Source organism: Paenarthrobacter sp. A20, assembly GCF_024168825.1.
Classification (GTDB): Bacteria; Actinomycetota; Actinomycetes; order Actinomycetales; family Micrococcaceae; genus Arthrobacter.
This window is the reverse complement of record NZ_JALJWH010000001.1, coordinates 1,676,687-1,694,650: the sequence shown is the minus strand read 5'-3', so window position 1 is coordinate 1,694,650 and position 17,964 is coordinate 1,676,687. Positions and strand designations below refer to the sequence as shown.

The 17,964-nt window shown below is 61.8% G+C and carries 15 protein-coding genes; 6 read left to right on the top strand and 9 right to left on the bottom strand.

The window, feature by feature from the left end:
* Positions 1-12: 12 nt before the first annotated feature.
* A complete protein-coding gene (locus J3D46_RS08195) occupies positions 13-1,806 on the bottom strand; it encodes a thiamine pyrophosphate-binding protein (protein WP_253466281.1) in 1,794 nt (597 codons plus the stop codon).
* Positions 1,799-3,415: a GMC family oxidoreductase gene (locus tag J3D46_RS08190; RefSeq protein WP_253466279.1), complete on the bottom strand. Its 1,617-nt coding sequence runs from the start codon at positions 3,413-3,415 to the stop codon at positions 1,799-1,801. Before J3D46_RS08190 ends, J3D46_RS08195 begins: the two co-directional genes overlap by 8 nt.
* Positions 3,416-3,722: 307 nt before the next feature.
* Here J3D46_RS08190 and J3D46_RS08185 point away from each other — a divergent pair, with 307 nt between their 5' ends.
* Entirely contained in the window at positions 3,723-4,397 is a 675-nt protein-coding gene (locus J3D46_RS08185) for a TetR/AcrR family transcriptional regulator (RefSeq protein WP_253466276.1), read from the top strand.
* Positions 4,398-4,446: 49 nt separating this feature from the next.
* Here the strand turns inward: J3D46_RS08185 and J3D46_RS08180 are convergent, their stop codons facing one another.
* From J3D46_RS08180 to J3D46_RS08165, 4 genes are all read right to left on the bottom strand, one after another.
* On the bottom strand, positions 4,447-5,088 hold the full coding sequence (locus J3D46_RS08180; protein ID WP_231342879.1) for a TetR/AcrR family transcriptional regulator: 642 nt from the start codon (positions 5,086-5,088) through the stop codon (positions 4,447-4,449).
* Positions 5,089-5,097: 9 nt separating this feature from the next.
* On the bottom strand, positions 5,098-5,682 hold the full coding sequence (locus J3D46_RS08175; protein WP_231342880.1) for a sugar O-acetyltransferase: 585 nt from the start codon (positions 5,680-5,682) through the stop codon (positions 5,098-5,100).
* 475 nt (positions 5,683-6,157) lie between these two features.
* Complete coding sequence (locus J3D46_RS08170) at positions 6,158-6,826, bottom strand: response regulator (RefSeq protein ID WP_253466273.1); 669 nt, start codon at positions 6,824-6,826, stop codon at positions 6,158-6,160.
* Positions 6,823-8,421 carry a sensor histidine kinase gene (locus J3D46_RS08165; RefSeq protein ID WP_253466270.1) on the bottom strand — a complete coding sequence of 533 codons (1,599 nt, stop codon included), beginning with the start codon at positions 8,419-8,421 and terminating at the stop codon, positions 6,823-6,825. The genes J3D46_RS08170 and J3D46_RS08165 overlap by 4 nt, the downstream gene beginning before the upstream one ends.
* Before the next feature lie 274 nt (positions 8,422-8,695).
* Between J3D46_RS08165 and J3D46_RS08160 the strand changes: the two genes are divergently transcribed.
* Genes J3D46_RS08160 through J3D46_RS08145 form a run of 4 tightly spaced genes read left to right on the top strand, consistent with a single transcriptional unit; the run spans position 8,696 to position 12,180 of the window.
* Entirely contained in the window at positions 8,696-9,703 is a 1,008-nt protein-coding gene (locus tag J3D46_RS08160; RefSeq protein WP_231342885.1) for a tripartite tricarboxylate transporter substrate binding protein, read from the top strand.
* Positions 9,700-10,203: a tripartite tricarboxylate transporter TctB family protein gene (locus tag J3D46_RS08155; protein WP_231342888.1), complete on the top strand. Its 504-nt coding sequence runs from the start codon at positions 9,700-9,702 to the stop codon at positions 10,201-10,203. The genes J3D46_RS08160 and J3D46_RS08155 overlap by 4 nt, the downstream gene beginning before the upstream one ends.
* Positions 10,203-11,741 carry a tripartite tricarboxylate transporter permease gene (locus J3D46_RS08150; RefSeq protein ID WP_231342892.1) on the top strand — a complete coding sequence of 513 codons (1,539 nt, stop codon included), beginning with the start codon at positions 10,203-10,205 and terminating at the stop codon, positions 11,739-11,741. Before J3D46_RS08155 ends, J3D46_RS08150 begins: the two co-directional genes overlap by 1 nt.
* A 46-nt stretch (positions 11,742-11,787) precedes the next feature.
* Positions 11,788-12,180 carry a universal stress protein gene (locus J3D46_RS08145; protein ID WP_253466267.1) on the top strand — a complete coding sequence of 131 codons (393 nt, stop codon included), beginning with the start codon at positions 11,788-11,790 and terminating at the stop codon, positions 12,178-12,180.
* A gap of 66 nt (positions 12,181-12,246) precedes the next feature.
* Here J3D46_RS08145 and J3D46_RS08140 read toward each other — a convergent pair whose 3' ends face one another.
* From J3D46_RS08140 to J3D46_RS08130, 3 genes are all read right to left on the bottom strand, one after another.
* On the bottom strand, positions 12,247-14,838 hold the full coding sequence (locus tag J3D46_RS08140; RefSeq protein WP_253466264.1) for a GH32 C-terminal domain-containing protein: 2,592 nt from the start codon (positions 14,836-14,838) through the stop codon (positions 12,247-12,249).
* Positions 14,839-14,872: 34 nt separating this feature from the next.
* Positions 14,873-16,078, bottom strand: a complete 1,206-nt coding sequence (locus J3D46_RS08135) for a NosD domain-containing protein (RefSeq protein WP_253466261.1) — start codon at positions 16,076-16,078, stop codon at positions 14,873-14,875.
* A 72-nt stretch (positions 16,079-16,150) separates the two neighbouring features.
* Positions 16,151-16,342, bottom strand: a complete 192-nt coding sequence (locus J3D46_RS08130; protein ID WP_253466258.1) for a hypothetical protein — start codon at positions 16,340-16,342, stop codon at positions 16,151-16,153.
* Between the two features lie 312 nt (positions 16,343-16,654).
* Here J3D46_RS08130 and J3D46_RS08125 point away from each other — a divergent pair, with 312 nt between their 5' ends.
* Positions 16,655-17,941: a sugar ABC transporter substrate-binding protein gene (locus J3D46_RS08125; RefSeq protein ID WP_172325718.1), complete on the top strand. Its 1,287-nt coding sequence runs from the start codon at positions 16,655-16,657 to the stop codon at positions 17,939-17,941.
* Positions 17,942-17,964 lie beyond the last annotated feature (23 nt).

The window sequence follows — 17,964 nt, the reverse complement described above, 5'->3', positions numbered from 1 at the left end:
GGCTTTACCTCGTCAGAATCCGCGCTGCGCGACGTATTCGTCGCGGGTTTCGCCGTGATATGCGGGGACGGCGATGTCCCACCACCCGGTGGGGTGCATCTCGCTCCAGGGAAGCTCGTGCGCGCTCATGGCTTCGATGACGACAGGGCCGTCCGTAGCGAAACCGCGCTCGATTGCCTCTGCAAGCCGTGCCGGATCCTCGACTCGTTCAGCGGTACATCCCAGGGAACGCGCGAACTCGGAAATGTTTGCGAAGTAGGGTTTTCCGTCTGGAGTACACCAGTTGGTGATGAGCCGCCGATCGGCCCCGAACAGGCTGATTTGGAGGTCCTTGATTGCCTCCCAGCCTCCGTTGTTCAAAACAACGACCACCAGGGGTGTGCCCAGCATGACTGCGGTTGAAAGCTCGGTTCCGGTCTGCAGGAAGCTGCCGTCGCCGACCATGGCGAGGACAGGAGTCTCAGGGACTGCGATTTGGGCGCCAATGGCCGCAGGAAGACCGAAACCGATCCCGGACATGCCTCCGGCGACGATGTTGGTCTTCGGCCCGTAGATAGGGAACTCATTGAATGCCTGGTTGGCGGGGTTGCTGGAGTCGGTAACCAGGATGCCCTCCCGGGGAAGAGCTTTGCGGATCTCCACCATGGCCCGCGAATTGGTCATCGGTAGGTAGTCTGTCTCGCGCATTGGGGCAAGGTGGTCCTCCCAGCGCTGCTTGTAGTCCTGGAGTTCTTCGAAGTATTCCGTGCCGTGGTAGTCGGGGCCGTCGCCGAGCAACTCCCGCAGCAACGCCAAGGAAGTCTTCGCGTCACCGACGATCCCCACCTCGACGGGGTAATTGCGTCCAATCTCGAAACCATCGATGTCGATCTGGACAAGCTTGGTTCTGGAGGGGATGTTGAAGGTTGTGCCCTCTTTGTAGGAGGAAGTGATGCGGTCGCTGAAACGGCAGCCGACGGCGAGAATGACGTCGGCTTGGGTCGTCATGCGATTTCCCGGGATGGAGCCCATGTCACCACAGGGCCAGGCGTACAGGTCGTGGTCTGCGGGGAAGGCGCCCTTGCCCATGAAGGAGTGTGTAACGGGGGCACCAAGCCGCTCGGCGATCGAGCGAAGTTCCTCGCTGGCTTCAGCTGCGATGACGCCGCCGCCAGCGAGAATTACGGGACGCTTGGCCGAAGCCAGCAGGGCCGCCGCTTCAGCGATGGTCCGTGCATCGCCAGTGGGCCGTGTGTGTGCACGCCGGTCTCCTGGAATATGTCCGTAGTTCCCGTATTCGGCCTGCAGGTCCTGGGGCACGTCTACGAGAACGGGTCCTTTACGGCCTTCGTTCATGGTGTTGAACGCTTGGGCCATGACAGTGGGAATCTGTTCGAGGCGGTTGGGCTGCCACCAGCGCTTGACAACCGGTTCCGCCATCCGGGGAAAGTTGTTACCGTGGGGGCGGTCGATTTCCTGAAGGACGCCGCGGTTTTCCATATACGTGTGGACGGCGCCGGTGATGAGAATGAATGGCTGGGAGTCGGCGAAGGCTGTTACCAGGCCGGTCAGCGTATTGGTGGCCCCAGGGCCGATGGAGGTGCACACCGCGGCAATCCTGCCGGAGGCGCGGTAATACCCGTCCGCCATGTGTGCAGCACCTTGCTCGTGCATGGCTGGTATCACTTGGATTTCATCCGAGCGATCCACGAAGGCGTCCAAGAGCGCGGTGTTGCCATGGCCGGGCACGGCAAAGACTCGATCAACGCCTTCGCGGATGAGGCAGTCGACAATCATTTGTCCGCCGGTCAGCTGCTTCTCAGTCATTGTGGTTACTTCCTGTAAGTACGGGTGTTATCGGTAGAAATTGGTTCTGACGTGTTGCTGCCCAATGCTGGCTGGCACCAGGCACAATGTGGTCCGCTACGCGGAACGCGTTCGCGGCGATCGTCAGGGCCGGGTTCATCACGGGTAGCGATGGGAAGAAGGACGAGTCGACGACGAAAAGGTTGTCGACATCGTGGGTGCGGCAGGTGGGATCGAGCACGGATGTGCGGGGGTCCTCCCCTGCCCTGATGGTCCCTGCCTGATGGGAATTCACGGCAATTCCTGTGGTCTCACTGAAGATCATGGGATAGCCCATCTTCTGCAGGATTCGCTTGACCTTTTTGACAAGGAGCTGGTGGGCCCGGACATTGTTGGGTTTCCAGTTGATTTGAATTGCCTTGTCGTCCCTCAGGGTCACGCGGTTTTCGGGGTCCGGAAGATCCTCGGTGAACAGCCACCAGTCCAGGCTGTGCCCGGCGGCGATATCCAACGCCCATTTGGGAATGAAAGGCTTTTGTCCAACCAGCATGGCGCCTTGAAGCTTCCCGATCAGCTGAACGTGGCCGAGTGGATAGGGAAAGTCCTTGGTGCCCTTGAGGAGGTAGTCGTTGAAATAGAGCGTCTTCTGGAAGTCGACTTTGTTTCGCTTGGGATGGAAGGCAACCATGATGCTGTTGTTGTGCACCATATAGTTCCGGCCGAGCATGCCCGAAGAATTGGCGAGCCCGTTGGGATGCTGATCATCCGCCGATCTCAGCAAAAGAGCTGCGGAGTTGACCGCACCACATGAAACGACGACCTTGCCGGCCTCGACCACGATGCTCCGGCCTCCTACAACGAGCTCGACGCCGGTAGCCGTCTGCCCCGCAGCATCCGTCAGCACCTTCTCGGCGTAGGCACCGGTCAGGATTTCGACGTTTCCGGATTCAAGGGCGGGCCGAACGCAGGCGACGTCGGCGTCCATTTTTGCCAGGACCCTGCATGGAAAACCATCGCAGGTCCGGCAACGGAGGCATGCCCCGCCCTGGCGCCAGTCGATCCCCAAGGGAATATTGGACGGAGTAAGTCCCTGCCGGCGCAAACCATCCGCGACCGCTTGAATTTCCGGCTCGTGCCCGATCGCGGGATAGGGGAATGGTTCGGACCTGGGCAAGGTTGGGTCATCGTCGTGATCGCCATGCACTTTGTAGACGTGTTCTGCACGTGAGTAGTACGGCGCCAAAGCGTCATAGTCGAATGGCCACCGAGGCGAAGTTCCCTCCTCATGCTCGGAGGCGGAAAAATCTTCGCGCCGGAAACGCACCAGCGAGGAGCCGTAGAACTTAGTGTTGCCGCCAACGTAGTAATACGTCCCGGGGTTGAAAGCCTCACCGGTCTCGGAGTACCACTTTTCGGCATTCTTGTAGCGCCCCTGTTCGAAGACCGCATCCGGGTCCCAGTTCTCCGGCTCCTGGGGAACGAATCCTCCACGCTCTACAAGGAGAACGCTTGCCCCGCTGTCTTTCAGGGCATATGCGAGGGTGCCGCCACCCATGCCGCTGCCGATGATTACGACGTCATAGTTCGTCTGTGCTGGACCTTCGGTCTGCAAGGAAGGCTGAACAGTCATTCTTCAAAACCTCTCGATTGTAGCCATCGCTGGTTTGCTTGAGCTTTGGGCTGCTCCATGGACTACGGAGTGCTGTGATTGGGCCAGTGAGGCGCATCACCTATAAGCAAGAGTACACGTTATATTCATTTACTCAAGCATTATCCATGGGTAACGCTTTGCCTATTGGGGCAGCACGTCAGATTTTCCGGTTATGGAGTGATGCCCATCACAAGTTCCAAGACTTTAGTGTACGATCGTACCTAATTAATGTCTAGTGTACGTACGTACATATACAAGGAAGTACTCGGCAGATTGAGAGATTGCCATGGATGATCCGCAGCCAACCGTGGGATCGGGATCCGGCCAGGACGCAGGAGACCGTCTCCGCACCCGGGACAATTCCGGGAGCTCGGCCACGCAGCCACTCCCCGCTCGGAGACGCCGGCGCTTCGACCCGAACCGCAGGGACCGGATCGCGGAGGCGGCCTTGGAAGTAGTGGCCGAATATGGAGTCGCAGAATCAAGCCTCCGGCGGATTGCCGTCAAAGCCGACGTTCCGCTGGGCTCGCTGACGTATCACTTCACGGGGCTGCAGGACCTTCTGGCGACGGCGTTCGAGCGGCTCATAGCCCATGAACTGGACCGGCTTGAGGGTCGGTTTGAAGGAGTCACCGATGCTGCCGGCGCTTCACGAGAACTCTTGATCCTCATCGACGAAGAGGCTTCAAGACCGGCGAGGAGCCTGTGCCTGAGTCGGGAACTCCAGGCCCTTGCACTGAGGGACCCTGAATGCAGAAGGCTTGCCCGGGCATGGATCAATGGCACCACACGGATCCTCCAGCGCCACTTCGACCCTGTCACCGCGGAGATCCTGGAGATCCTTGTGGAGGGCCTGACCGTGCGTCGGTTCGTCTCGTTCACGGACGCTCCAACAGCACTCGCCAAAGACGCCCTGCGTAGAGTGCTTACGCCCGGAAACTCGCCGGCACCCTACCCATGATCGGAGACGCTGATTCGGGCCAAGGGTCAAGCCTGACAGCCCAACGTCGCTAAAGCCTCTTCGCCGGCCGGGTCCCGGCAAGATCGGTTGCCGGAGCGCTGTCGGAGAAGAACAGGCCTGTGCTTGTGGTCGGAGCCGGCCGGGTTGCCACGGAGGCCAGCAGCTTCTCGACCGCCTCGGTGACCAGCCCGCGATCGTAGTCCTGTGGCTCAAAAGCCCTATGTATCGACAACCCCTCAACGAGAGCGTCCAGTTGCCGGGCAACGTCAGGTTCGAAGTGACGCTCAAACGCGGTACGGCTGCGCATCATCCAATCGTGCGTGAGGTGCCGGAATGCCGGTTGCCGGGCCGCCAGGGTGTAGAGCTCCAGCGTCAGCACCAGGGCGTTCCGATCGCCGTAGGTATCCTCAAGGATCATCTCAACAACGGCCGCTTTCACGTCCTCGACTGATTCCGCCTCGTTCATGCGTCGCTCGAAGCGGTCGCTGATTCGGGTGGCGAAAAGCGTGAACGCCTCGTGGAGCAGCTGGTCCATGCCATCGAAGTGGTACGTCATTGAGCCCAAGGGAACGTCTGCCAAGGCCGCGACTTTTCGATGCGACGTTCCGGCGACGCCTTCTGCCGCGATCAGATCCAAGGCGGCTTCGATGATCCGGTCGCGCCTGTCCGGGTCAGTTCTCCGGGTTGTCATATGCCCCACCTAACCGATTGATTTGATCACCTTTGCGGGGCTTCCCACAGCCAAGACGTCCGCAGGCAAATCCTTGGTAACAACTGAACCGGCACCCACAACACTGTTCTCGCCTATGGTCACGCCCGCCAGCACAATGACTCCCCCACCCAGCCAAACATTGTCACCAATGACGATTGGCTTCGCTGCCTCCAACTTGTCCCGCCGAGGCTTGGCCTCCAGAGGATGGGTTGGCGTCAAAAGCTGAACGTTAGGACCGATCTGGCAGTCGCTGCCGATCCGGATCGGGGCTACATCCAAAGCGGTCAGGTTGTAGTTGATGAACGTTCCGGATCCCACGGTCACGTTGAACCCATAATCAACATAAATAGGTGCGCGAATGTGGGAGTCCGCACCCATGGCACCCAGCAATTCACGGGCGACAGCCTGAGCGGCTTCGACGTCGTCCAGGAATGCCGCGTGAAATTCCCCCGCAAGCCGGATTGCCCGCTGCTGTTTGGCCGTGATGTCCTGGTCGTCGGAGATGTAGAAGTCGCCTGAAATCATCCGCTCGTAGTTAGTGCGAGGGTCGCCAAGGAAGTAGTCAGAGGCCATATGTACAACTGTACTAAACACGGGCTAACACCACTCGCGCCTTTGCTGCGGCCTACGACGTGAACGTCTTCGTGGGCTCGATTGTCCACGCAGTTCTGTGCAGGACAGTGGCTACGCGGCGACGGAACCCGACCAGTCGCGTCCGTCTCGCCTTCGCTGCCTCAACCACCGTCGGGGCATGCGGAAGGGCACTTTGTGCCCTCTGATCCAGCTGGGTAAGAAAGAGGGCTACTGGGTGCGTATTAATCATTGAATTCTCCGACTATGCGTCACGGGGCGACGACCATGGGCTTGTGGTGCGCGGACTTCAAGGGTTGGGGGCTGCCCCGAGGCTTGCAGTTACCACTGCCCGTAGATGAGATCCAAGCAACTGAGGCCGGTCCCTGGCCCGCGCTCCACTATTCTAAATCACCCGGCGTACGTTCGTACACATCGCAGCTGGATCTGCCCTTGGGCTACCCGGCGTCCAGCATGCTTACCGCCCCTTCAACACGTAGCGTCTTTCAGGACGTCCGACGCCGTACTTGAGTCTGACCTCCAGCGCCCCCTCGTCGTGGAGGTACTCCAGGTAGCGGCGGGCACTGACGCGCGAGGTCCCGAGTTGCTCGGCAACCTCCGCTGCGGACACGTCGCCCGCAGCGGACTTAAGTGCGGCCTCCACCAATTCGAGCGTCTCAACGCTGCAGCCCTTGGGCAGGGTCCGTTCGGAAACGCCGAGCCCGAACACACGGTTCACATCGGACTGCTCGGCCTCTACCTTGGACGCGTCCAAGCCCTGGTAGGCGCTGAGATAGTGCTCCAACCGCTCCTGAAGGTCCGACTGGGAGAACGGCTTGATCAGGTAATGGACGATCCCACCGCGCAGGGCTTTCCGCACGGTTTCAACTTCACGGGCTGCGCTGATCACCAGCACGTCCAGGTCCGGTGCAACGTCGCGGAGTTGGTGCATGAGGTCCAGCCCGTTGATGTCCGGGAGGTGGATGTCCAGCAACACGAGGTCCGGCTGCAGCCGCTCAGTCTCAACCACGGCCTGGGCACCCGTGTGCGCCACGCCTACCACCTCGAACCCCGTGGTCCTCTGGATGAACCCTGCGTGGACCTTGGCCACCATGAAGTCGTCGTCAACAATCAGTACCTTGATCACAGCCGCTTTGCCCCTTTGCCTGAGTCTGAATCCCGCTTGCTGAACCGCGCGGTGAACACTGCCCCGTTGTCGTTGGACACCGAAAGGTCGCCTCCGGACCGCCGGCAGATCACCCGGGACAACGCCAATCCGAATCCCCGCGCATCGCCCGGCCCGGGGTCCTTCGTGGAGAAACCCTGCCGGAAAATGTCCTCTGCGGAGCCCGTGGGCACACCGGGACCGTTGTCCCGGACGGCGACTGTGACCTCGTCCCGTGAAACAACAACGAGCACGCGGACCGAGGCCCCGGCGAGGCCAGTGACGGCGTCGAACGCGTTATCCACCAGGTTTCCCACCACGGTGGTGAGGTCTCGCGACAGTTCTTCGTTGACGCGCGGCAGCGCGGACTGCGGATCAAGCTGCAGCTCCACGCCACGTTCGGTGGCGAGGCTGGCTTTGGCGATCAGGAGGGCGGCGAGCGCGGGATCCTCGATGCGGCTGGTGACGTCGTCATTAAGCCGGGTGCGGTCCACGGTGGCGCCATTGACGAACTGAACCACGGAATCGTATTCGCCGATCTGGATGAGGCCGGAAATGACGTGCAGTTGGTTCGCGAATTCGTGGGCCTGGGCCCGCAGGGTGTCGGTGACGGTGCGGGTGGCTCCGAGTTCGCTCTCCAAGGACGACAACTCGGTCCGGTCCCTCAAGGTTGTCACTGATCCGATGTCGCGGCCGTGGGAGCGGAGGGCCACACGGTTCATGACCACCAACCGCTCCCCCACTAGCACCAGCTGGTCGGGGTCGGACTGTTCCCGGGTCAGCACCACTTTCAATGCCGGGTCCACGGACAGGGATCGCAGCTTCTTTCCCACGCAATCCGGGGGCAGTCCCAGGAGTTGGCGGGCGCTCTGGTTGGCCACTGTGATCCGCTCATGGGGATCCAGGGCCACCACGCCTTCCTTCAAGCCCTGCAGCATCGCCTCCCGGTTTTCCACCAGACCCGTGATTTCCCGTGGTTCCATGCCCAGGGTTTGCCGTTTGACGCGTCGGGACAGGAGGAAGGAGCCGGCGACACCCAGCACGCTGGCGACACCCAGGTACGTCAGCAGGTTGGGCACGGCATCACCGAGGCGCTCGATGGTGGAGGGATAGTTGCGGCTGATCGAGGCTACGCCGATCATGACTCCGGAGTCGTCCAGGACAGGGACGTGGGCAGAGAGCACGGCGCCTCCGCTGCCTGGCAAAACCCCGGTCCACGCCCTGCCTTCCATCACGCGGCTCTCACCGAGGGGCAGCGGCTGACCCACCAGGCTGGGATCGGACGACGCCACCACCGTACCGTCGAGTTTGGCGAGCGCCACATGGGATGATCCGGACACGGTGCGGACTGATTCGGCCACGGCGGGAAGGGCTGAACCGGCGCGGGGTTCCGCGGTGGGCAGCAAAGCGCGCACCGTGGGGTTGTTGCCCAAGGCTTCCGCGGCGGACAGCGCACGACGCCCCTCGGTCCGCTCGAATACTGCGGCTGATTGGGCAAGGGAGATGGCGACTACAGCCACGAGAACGGCCAGGACAATGAGCAGCTGCAGCACAAGGTATTGCCCGGCCAGGGACATCCCTCTTCTTCGAGACCGTCGAGTCACTGCGTGGATTCCTTTGGGTGGAGCCGGATGCGGGTGGGTTGGCAGGGCCCGCTGCGTGGCGTACCGGAACTATACCCCAGCGGCACGGAAGACCAGCTCAGACGGCCAGAACCCGTGAACGCAATGAACTTAAAGATCACTGCGAACACAAGAGTGACCGCCGTCACGTGCGCACCTAGCATCGAGTGAACGGGGCACAACGCTGATCGCCCTGCACCGAATTTTCGATGATGAGAAGAGGAACACCATGCGCCAGATCCGCGCATTGCGAGTCGCCGCCGTCGCCGCCGGCATCGCCCTGATGGCCACCGGTTGCGGTGCCACAGGCAAGAACTCCACCGGTTCTGAGAGTACCGGCGCCGCAGGACCGCTGACCGGTTTCCAGATCATGGTTCCGAACACTCCGGGCGGTGGCTACGACACCACAGCAAGGGCAGCCGCGAAGGTCCTTGATGACGAGAAGATCTCCACCAATACCGAGGTGTTCAACCTGGCAGGCGCCGGTGGCACCGTAGGCCTGGCCCGCATTGTCAACGAGAAGGGCAACGGCGACCTCACCATGCTCATGGGCCTCGGCGTCGTGGGAGCCAGCTACACCAACAAGTCGGAGTCGAAGCTGACCGAGACCACCCCGTTGGCAAAGCTCATCGAGGAACCCGGGGCCATCATGGTCGGCAAGGACTCCCCGTACAAGACGATCGATGACCTGGTGAAAGCCTGGAAGGCCAACCCGGGTTCCATCGCCGTCGGCGGCGGCTCCTCGCCCGGCGGCCCGGACCATCTCCTGCCGATGCAGTTGGCAGGCGCTGTTGGCATCGACGCCACCAAGGTCAACTTTGTCTCCTACGACGGCGGCGGCGACCTTCTGCCTGCCATCCTCGGCAACAAGCTTGGCTTCGCCGCTTCCGGCGCAGGCGAGTACCTGCAGCAGATCAAGTCCGGCGAAATCCGCGTGCTGGCTACCAGCGGCGAGAACCGTCTGGAAGGCGTGGATGCCCCCACGTTGAAGGAATCCAACATTGACCTGGTCTTCACCAACTGGCGCGGTATCGTGGCCCCTCCGGGCATCAGCGAGGACGACAAGAAGTCCTTGATCGCCGCGCTGGAGAAGATGCACGCATCTGCCGGTTGGAAGGAAGCGCTGAAGACCCATAGCTGGTCTGACGCGTTCGTTACCGGCGACGAGTTCCAGACCTTCCTGACCGACCAGGACAAGCGCGTGGCGGATGTCCTCACCAAGCTCGGGTTGGCGTGAGCTCCATAGCCACAGGCCTGAAAGGCCGCGCCGAGCTGGGGGTAGCCCTCCTGCTCGGCGTGGTCGGCGTCCTGGTCTTCCTGGACGCGAACGGCCTGGTGACCCCGTATTCGCAGTCCGACCCTGTGGGTCCGAAGACTGTTCCGTTCATTGTTTCCGGGCTGCTGATCATCTGCGCCATCCTCCTTGCCATCAATGTCCTGCGTGGCGGCAAAGGTGAGGCCGAAGGCGGCGAGGACGTCGACCTGGCCCACCCTGCGGACTGGAAGACCGTCCTCCCCTTGGCCGGAGCCTTCATCCTCAACATCCTGCTCATCGACTGGGCCGGCTGGGTCATTTCCGGGACCGTCCTGTTCTGGGGCAGCGTCCTTGCCTTGGGCAGCCGCCGCTACATTCGTGATGGCCTGATCTCCATCGCCCTCTCCCTGCTGACCTTCTACGGCTTCTACCTCGGCCTGGGCATCGCGCTGCCGGCCGGACTCCTGGAAGGAATCCTCTAATGGACGTCTGGTCCTCCCTGATGGACGGTTTCGCCACCGCCCTGACCCCCATGAACCTCTTGTTCGCCGTGATCGGCGTGCTGCTGGGGACCGCCGTCGGCGTTCTTCCCGGGCTGGGCCCGGCCATGACCGTCGCGCTGCTGCTGCCCGTCACTGCTGCGCTGGAACCCACCAGCGCCTTCATCATGTTCGCCGGCATCTACTACGGCGGCATGTTCGGCGGTTCCACCACCTCCATCCTGCTGAACACACCGGGTGAATCGTCGTCAGTGGTGACGGCCATCGAAGGCAACAAGATGGCCAAAGCGGGCAGGGCCGCGCAGGCCCTCGCTACCGCCGCCATCGGCTCGTTCATCGCCGGTACCATCGGCACGGCCCTGCTGGCTGTGTTCGCACCCATCGTGGTGCAGTTTGCCGTGAGCTTGGGCGCTCCGAGCTACTTCGCCATCATGGTCCTCGCCCTGCTGGCAGTGACTGCCGTCCTGGGTTCATCAAGGCTCCGCGGTTTCGCTTCGCTTGCCCTCGGCCTGGCCATCGGACTGGTGGGCATCGACTCCGTGACCGGCCAACGCCGCCTGACCTTCGGCCAGCCCTTGCTGGTGGACGGCCTGGACATCGTAGTGGTCGCGGTCGCGATCTTCGCCGTGGGTGAAGCCCTCTGGGTTGCCGCCCACCTCCGCCGCACTCCCCTCCACGTCATTCCGGTAGGCCGCCCGTGGATGGGCAAAAAGGACTGGTCCCGTTCCTGGAAGCCTTGGTTGCGCGGCACCGCTTTTGGCTTCCCGTTCGGCGCTTTGCCCGCCGGTGGCGCCGAAATCCCTACCTTCCTCTCCTATGTCACCGAGAAACGGCTCAGCAAGCATCCGGAGGAGTTCGGCAAGGGCGCCATCGAAGGCGTCGCCGGACCCGAGGCCGCCAACAACGCCGCCGCCGCCGGGACACTGACCCCGATGCTCGCCCTCGGCCTGCCCACCAACGCAACAGCCGCCGTCATGCTCGCGGCCTTCACGTCCTACGGCATCCAGCCCGGCCCGCAATTGTTCTCGAGCCAGGGCCCCTTGGTCTGGGCGTTGATCGCCAGCCTCTTCATCGGCAACTTCCTGCTACTGCTCATCAACCTGCCCTTGGCACCGGTCTGGGCCAAGCTGCTGCAGCTCCCCCGCCCATACCTCTACGCGGGCATCCTGTTCTTCGCCACGCTGGGCGCCTACTCGGTCAACCTGCAAGCTTTCGATCTTGTGATCCTGCTGGTACTCGGCGCACTGGGATTCATGATGCGGCGCTTCGGACTTCCGGTCCTGCCGCTGATCCTCGGAGTTATCCTTGGTCCGCGCATCGAAGGCCAGCTCCGTAAGACGTTGCAGCTGAGCGCCGGCGACCCCGCAGGCCTCTTCAGCGAACCCATCGCGATCGTGGTCTACATCATCGTGGCGATCATCCTGGTATGGCCGTTTGTCTACAAGCTCATCCGGCGCAACCTTCCTGCGAAGAGCCCTCTGCTCCCGGCCAATTCGGGCGCTGCCGACTACAGCGACTGACCAACCCATTTCACGACAACAAGTTTCGGTACAACAAGGAGAAACCATGACCATCGTGGTGGGATACGTCCCCACACCAGAAGGCGAAGCGGCTTTGACGCAGGCCATCGCCGAGGCCAAGAAGAGCAACGACACCCTGTTGGTCATCAACTCGTCCAAGGGCGATGCCTTGGTGGACAACCGCTACGCGCAGGAGCCGGATATCCAGAGCATCGAGGAACGCCTTGCCGAGCACGGCATCCAGCACATCATCAAGCAGCCGGTCCGCGGCCATGATGCAGCTGCCGAAGTCCTGGACGCCGCCGACGAGAACGATGCCGATCTGATTGTCATCGGCCTGCGCCGGCGCAGCCCGGTAGGCAAGCTCATCATGGGCAGCGTCTCCCAGCGGATCCTGTTGGAAGCGGACTGCCCGGTGCTGGCGGTCAAAGCGGACTAACGTCAGAGGGCACGACGGCGGCTGGTCACCTTGGCGACCAGCCGCCGTCGTGCGTTGCAAGGCGGGTCAGCCTCCCCACATAGCCGGGTTGAGCGGCGTCACGGTCAAGCTTTCCAGCCGGGCAGTACCCCCTTCGGAGAAGACCGAAATTGCTGTGGCGCCAGCACCGGGGAAGACCTGGTCCGTGAGGGTCGTCAGGCCATCCTGTGCAAAGACCTCCACAGATGCCCTGTCGACGTAGACCCGGAGGTGGAGCCTGCCATTGATCAACTCCACCTTCGCGTCCTCGACTGAACTGAAGGCGGGATGGAAGCCTTCGTTGCCCGAGTTGGTCCGGTCGATGGAGAGCCGCTGAGAGGCCGTTGCGTAACCGATCCTTGTTGATTCGTTGGCGTTTCCGAGCACTTTCAGGCCGAACGCGGACGCGCTGCCCGGGGAGAACTCAGCATCAATCTGCACCACATCGCCCGTGATCGGAAGTGCGGTGGTTCCCTGTTGGAGGTCCTGCGCGGATGCCGTGTAGCTCGCGGCCGTGTTCTTCAACGCGTCCGCCTGTGACACCACCTGCTGCCGCAGCCTTGGTCCGGCAGGAGTCTGGGTGAGAACCACCTCCCGCGGCAGGGCCATGCTTCCGCGCCAGGTGGAGGTGGGGGTGTCCTGGCCATAATCCCAGTTGTTCATCCAGCCCAGCATGATGCGTTTGCCGTCGGGCGCATTGTTGAACGACACCGTGGCGTAGTAGTCCCTGCCCCAATCCAGCCAATCGTGCTGTTCCAGATGGGATGCGTCCGAAGAAACGAACTCATCGGCAAGGATGTGCCCCCATCCTCCGCGGTTGTTGTCGACGATCCTGATGGTGGCCTGGCTGCCCTTATAGGCGCTGACGTCCCAGGCGTTCCAGGCCAGGTGCTCGGAATTGGCTCCGGTTGCGCTCCGCACCGTCTGGCCGTTGACCACGAGGTTCACGGTGGTTTCGCTGCTGCGGACCTTGGCCGGCTCCGAACCGAGGACCATGTTGTCCAGGGTCAGGTGCCCCCACGGACCCGTTGCGTTATCCACGATCCTGATGCGCGCGATCTGCCCGTACCAAGGGGAAACGTCCCAGTTCTTCCAATTCAGGTCCCCCGAATTGGTTCCCGTCGTGGTCCGGACCGGCACGCCGCCCACCAGCAGTTCCACTTGGAGTTGCCCGTCGGTTCGTTCTCCACCGCCCAGGAGGAAAGCAATGTTGGTGTTGGTCAGGTAGAACTCAGGGGACGTGATGGTGCCGACGTTGTTGTCCTGGTAGGGGCCGCCTTCGAAGGTATTGATTCTTTTCCCGTAGGCGAATTCACCGCCCGACGTCGATGGGTTCAGTGCCGCCTGGAAGTCGCCGCTGAGTTGCCACCCGGCTTGGGAGAGCGTTCCTGGGTAGTCGAACCCGTCAAAAAGCAGGTAACCCGGCGGAGCCTGGTTGCCCGACTGCTGTCCGGGCTGCTGGGCATGCTTTCCGCCTCCGATGAGGAAATTGAGGTAATCCTTGTCCACGGTGAACGGCGCGGACTCCATGGTGCCGACGGGAGTGTCGCCACCGTGGAAGCCGTTCACCAGTCCCGCACCGATGTGACCCGTTACTTGCTGCTGTCCGGGGATGGTTCCCGACGCCGGAGCGCTCCCCCATGGACCGGAACCGTTGGAAGGATCGTTCTGCACGTTCCACCCGCCGTAGTTGCCGCCGTTGAAGCCGGCCAGGACGTTGCCGGGTGGAAGCTGGTCGGCGGGGTCGATGTTTTCCGCGGTGAACGTTGTTCCGTTGAAGTCCCCCACAAAGTACTGTCCGCCGCTGCCGCCGCCGACGGCCCCCGGGTTGATGTTCACAGCCAGGACCCACTTGACGTTATTGGGGTTCCCATCGACTGCCAGCGGGAACAGGTCAGGACACTCCCATTGCCCGCCGACAGCATTCGCCGGGCCGAAGTCGTCCAGGTATTCCCACTGCTTAAGGTCGCTGCTCTTGTAGAAGAGAACCCTGTGCTCGTCCGCCTCCACCGCAGCCATCACCCAATAGTCCCCTCCGGATGGATTGTCGTACCAGAAGACCTTGGGGTCGCGGAAGCTTGGCGTGTTCCGGCTGAGGACAGGGTTTCCGCCGTACTTGGTCCAGCTTTGACCATCGTCCAGGCTGAACGCCAGGGATTGCGCCTGTTTACCCGGGTAGAGCGGGTGCGCTCCCGTGTAGTTGCTCGTGTATACGGCAACCAAGGGCGGGTTCTGCAGGGTCCCGAATCCGCTGCTGTTGTGGGTATCCACCACCACGGATCCTGAGAAGATCTCTTCGATCACCTGCCCGTTGCCGTTGAGTCCCCGCGAAATCGCGAGGGGCTGCTCCTCCCAGTGGATCAGGTCCGTTGAGGAGGCGTGCCCCCAGCTCATGTCACCCCACCGTGTTCCGTTGGGGTTGTACTGGTAGTACATGTGGTATTTGCCGTTGTGGTAAACCAACCCATTGGGGTCGTTCATCCAGTTGGCCTCCGGCGTGTAGTGAAGCGAGGGCCGGTATTGTTGCGTGGCTGGATCCGCGTCGGTGGCCCGGGCAGCGCTGGTAGTCACTGCGAAAGAGGCTGCGGTGAGTGCCACGGCAGTCCCGATCGACAGCCAGGCTTTGGTACGTCTGGTCATCTTTGACCGACCTTTCACGAGTGCTTGCCGGCCGCTATGGCGTGGGCCTGAAGGAGTAGCTGGACGCGTACCGCACCACTTGGTTGCTGTCGCCGCTGTCCAGCACTTTGGACCCGGACGTTGAAGCATCCAACACCACCGTGTGGACGGGAACGGCCGAAACCGTGTTGTTGGTGGCAATGAAATTGTTGTTTCCGGACGCCACCAGGATGATGGTGGGCGTCTGCCCTGCCGGCACCACGGAACCGGATGGGACGTCGTAGCTGAAGTGGTTGCCAGTGACCGTGTTGTTGCTGCCGGCGATGTGCACCAGGCCATAAAGATCGTCCAGGCCGTTGTTGTAGGGCTTCAGTGGATCGAACGGTTCCATCTGCCGCAGTAAATGGTTGGCTCCCACCAGATTCTCAGTGCAGTTCCCCTCGAAATTCACCATGCCGGCATAGAAAGCGTGGAAACGGTTGGACGTAATGGAGGATCGGCCGCAGTCCTTGAAGTGCACGCTGCTCTTTCCACGGGGGAACACATTGTTCCCTGTCACCAGAAGGCCCCAGTGGCCCTCGGCGAAGATGGAGAATCCCACGAATCCTGCGCCAATGAGGTTGTCCGTGACTTTGGAGGCCTGGCCTGATCCCGTCAGCTCTATGCACGATCCGCATTCAGCCAGGAAGTTGCCGCTGACGCTGAGGGCATCAGTGTCGCGCACCACCAAGCCATGTTCGAGGTACACCATGCCCATGCCTTCAACCCTGCAGGAATCGTTGGCGGAGTCGAAGCGGATGCCTGTCTTGCCGTTGGTGTAGTCGTTCTCGTTGGAGCCGAAGGAGACACCGTCCAGGCAGAAGTTCTGGAACACGATCGAGCTAAGCCGCGGGTCTCCGGTCCGGTAGACGCGGAAGGCGTCTGTATTTCCGTCGGTGTTCTCCACGCGGATCCGGCTGCCCCCGGGGTTGATTTCATGCCAGGCGGAGGTGTTGCCGGCGTTGTAGCGGATGCTGCTGGACGTGAATCCGTGCCCGGATCCACGGATGGTCAAAAAGCTGACGTCCACGTTGACACGGGTCTTGAGCGAGTAGTCTCCCGGCGGAATGTAGATCACTGCGCCGGGTTTTGATGCCTGGTTGGTCTGCTGGCTCTTAATGTCAGCGATGATGCTGTTGATGATGAGCCCGATGTCGTTGTACGGGGTGGCGGCGGGGTTCCCTGGCACGCTCCAGGTGGTGACGTCGTAGACAGTGGTCACAGCGTTTTCTCCTCACATCATTGGGGGTACTGCTCGAGTGGCCTTGCGGTGGTGCTGGTGGTGCTTTTGCTGCTAGAGCACACCGATGATGCCCCGGTGCCCTGGGGCTGCCTGGGCCCCTCCCGTAGCAGGCACCTTCTGCGCCGGGCCTTTCGCCATGGCTTCCTTCGCTGACAGCACGACGGCGGTGCCGGCAACTGCCGCCGCTGGAATCAGCCGAAGGATGCTCCTTCGGCTGAGGTATGGGGATGGGGTTGGGTCCATGGTTCTCCTTTGAACTCGATGGTGACTTGGCGGCCCGGCGGCCCGGAACGGGTCAGGACTGGGATGTTTGCCAAAAAATGCCAAATCAGCCAAAATATGCCAAAACGATTTGTCCACTGGCGCGGCCCACTTTATGATCAAGCCACCAATGGCGTCAAGGGGTCCTAAATGTTTCGCGGAAGCCATTGACAGAACTCGCCCTACAGTCCTAATGTCAATGCCAAGTCGTTTTGGCAAAACGATTTTTCAAGCCAACTGCAATCCCCTTCGTCTCTCTGCAATTTCCGTTCAAGAGAAAGTGAGTCGACAGCGATGTCCACTCGAAACACCATCTCCAAGCTCGTCACCCTCGGCGGGCTGTGCACCGCCGTCGCACTCGCTGCCACCGGTTGTGGCGCAGGCGGCCCGGCACCATCCTCCGGCGGCTCCGCCGGCTCCAGCTCCATCAACGTCCTGGTCGAAGCCGGTGGTCACGCCGAACTCACGGGCGTGGCTGAGCAGTGCAAGAAGGACACTGGAATTGAAGCGAACTTTGTGGAGCTCCCCTACGACGGCATGTTCAACCGCCTGTCCAGCGAGTTCTCCTCGGGCAACGTGTCCTTCGACGTCGCGGCTTTGGACTCGGTCTGGCTGCCGAGCTTCAAGGACGCCGTCCAACCCATCGATGAGCTGTTCACAGACGACGTCAAGAAGGACATCTTCCCCGCACTGGTCAAGGAAGCCAACGTGGACGGCCACTTCATCGGCCTGCCAGCCTGGACCAACGCCGAGATCATCCTGTACCGCAAGGACCTCTTCGAAGACGCCAAGAACAAGGCCGATTTCCAGGCAAAATATGGCTACGAACTCGCCGCACCCACCACGTGGAAGCAGTACCAGGACATTTCCGAGTTCTTCACCAAGGACGGCATGTACGGCACGGACGTGAAGGGCGCCGTCGAAACAGAATGGCTGGCCCATGTGCTCCAGGCCGGTTCCCCCATGGTGCTGGACCAGGACAACAACGTGGTCATCGACAACGCGGCCCACAAGGAAGCTCTCGACTTCTATGTGAGCCTGGCCAAGTCTGCCCCCACCGGCGCCGCACAGGTTGACTGGGCCGCGGCACAAAACCTGTTCAACCAGGGCAAGACAGCCATGACCCGCTTCTGGGCCCATGCCTACCGCCAGATCCCTGCTGATGCACCCGTGGCAGGAAAAGTAGGTGCCGCAGCGATGATCGGCGGCAGCGCCGGCGTCGCAGGCGTCCCGGGACCTTGGTACCTGTCCGTTCCCAAGGCAACCAAGAACACTGAAGCCGCCAAGAAGTTCGTCAAATGTGCTTATGACTACAACAGCATGGGCATCGACTCCAAGCTCGGCCTGGCTTCGCGCATCAGCGCGTTTGAGAAATACCAGGACCAGCCTGGCTACGAAAGCTTCAAGCCGCTGATTGAAACCCTCAACGCTCCGGCAACGGCCACCCGGCCGGCAACCGCCAAGTGGCAGCAGATCGTTGACACCGTCCTGATCCCGTTGCTGCAGAAGGCCGTGGCCGGGGGAGACACCTCGGCGCTCCTGGCCGATGCCAAGAAGCAGGTCCAGGACCTCCTGAAGTAGAACTCCGCGGCCGGCACCGGCCC

Coding starts and splice junctions, on each gene's coding strand:
- J3D46_RS08195 (WP_253466281.1), bottom strand. CDS start 1,806: ATGACTGAGAAGCAGCTGACCGGCGGACAAATGATTGTCGACTGCCTC.
- J3D46_RS08190 (WP_253466279.1), bottom strand. CDS start 3,415: ATGACTGTTCAGCCTTCCTTGCAGACCGAAGGTCCAGCACAGACGAAC.
- J3D46_RS08185 (WP_253466276.1), top strand. CDS start 3,723: ATGGATGATCCGCAGCCAACCGTGGGATCGGGATCCGGCCAGGACGCA.
- J3D46_RS08180 (WP_231342879.1), bottom strand. CDS start 5,088: ATGACAACCCGGAGAACTGACCCGGACAGGCGCGACCGGATCATCGAA.
- J3D46_RS08175 (WP_231342880.1), bottom strand. CDS start 5,682: ATGGCCTCTGACTACTTCCTTGGCGACCCTCGCACTAACTACGAGCGG.
- J3D46_RS08165 (WP_253466270.1), bottom strand. CDS start 8,421: ATGTCCCTGGCCGGGCAATACCTTGTGCTGCAGCTGCTCATTGTCCTG.
- J3D46_RS08160 (WP_231342885.1), top strand. CDS start 8,696: ATGCGCCAGATCCGCGCATTGCGAGTCGCCGCCGTCGCCGCCGGCATC.
- J3D46_RS08150 (WP_231342892.1), top strand. CDS start 10,203: ATGGACGTCTGGTCCTCCCTGATGGACGGTTTCGCCACCGCCCTGACC.
- J3D46_RS08145 (WP_253466267.1), top strand. CDS start 11,788: ATGACCATCGTGGTGGGATACGTCCCCACACCAGAAGGCGAAGCGGCT.
- J3D46_RS08140 (WP_253466264.1), bottom strand. CDS start 14,838: ATGACCAGACGTACCAAAGCCTGGCTGTCGATCGGGACTGCCGTGGCA.
- J3D46_RS08130 (WP_253466258.1), bottom strand. CDS start 16,342: ATGGACCCAACCCCATCCCCATACCTCAGCCGAAGGAGCATCCTTCGG.
- J3D46_RS08125 (WP_172325718.1), top strand. CDS start 16,655: ATGTCCACTCGAAACACCATCTCCAAGCTCGTCACCCTCGGCGGGCTG.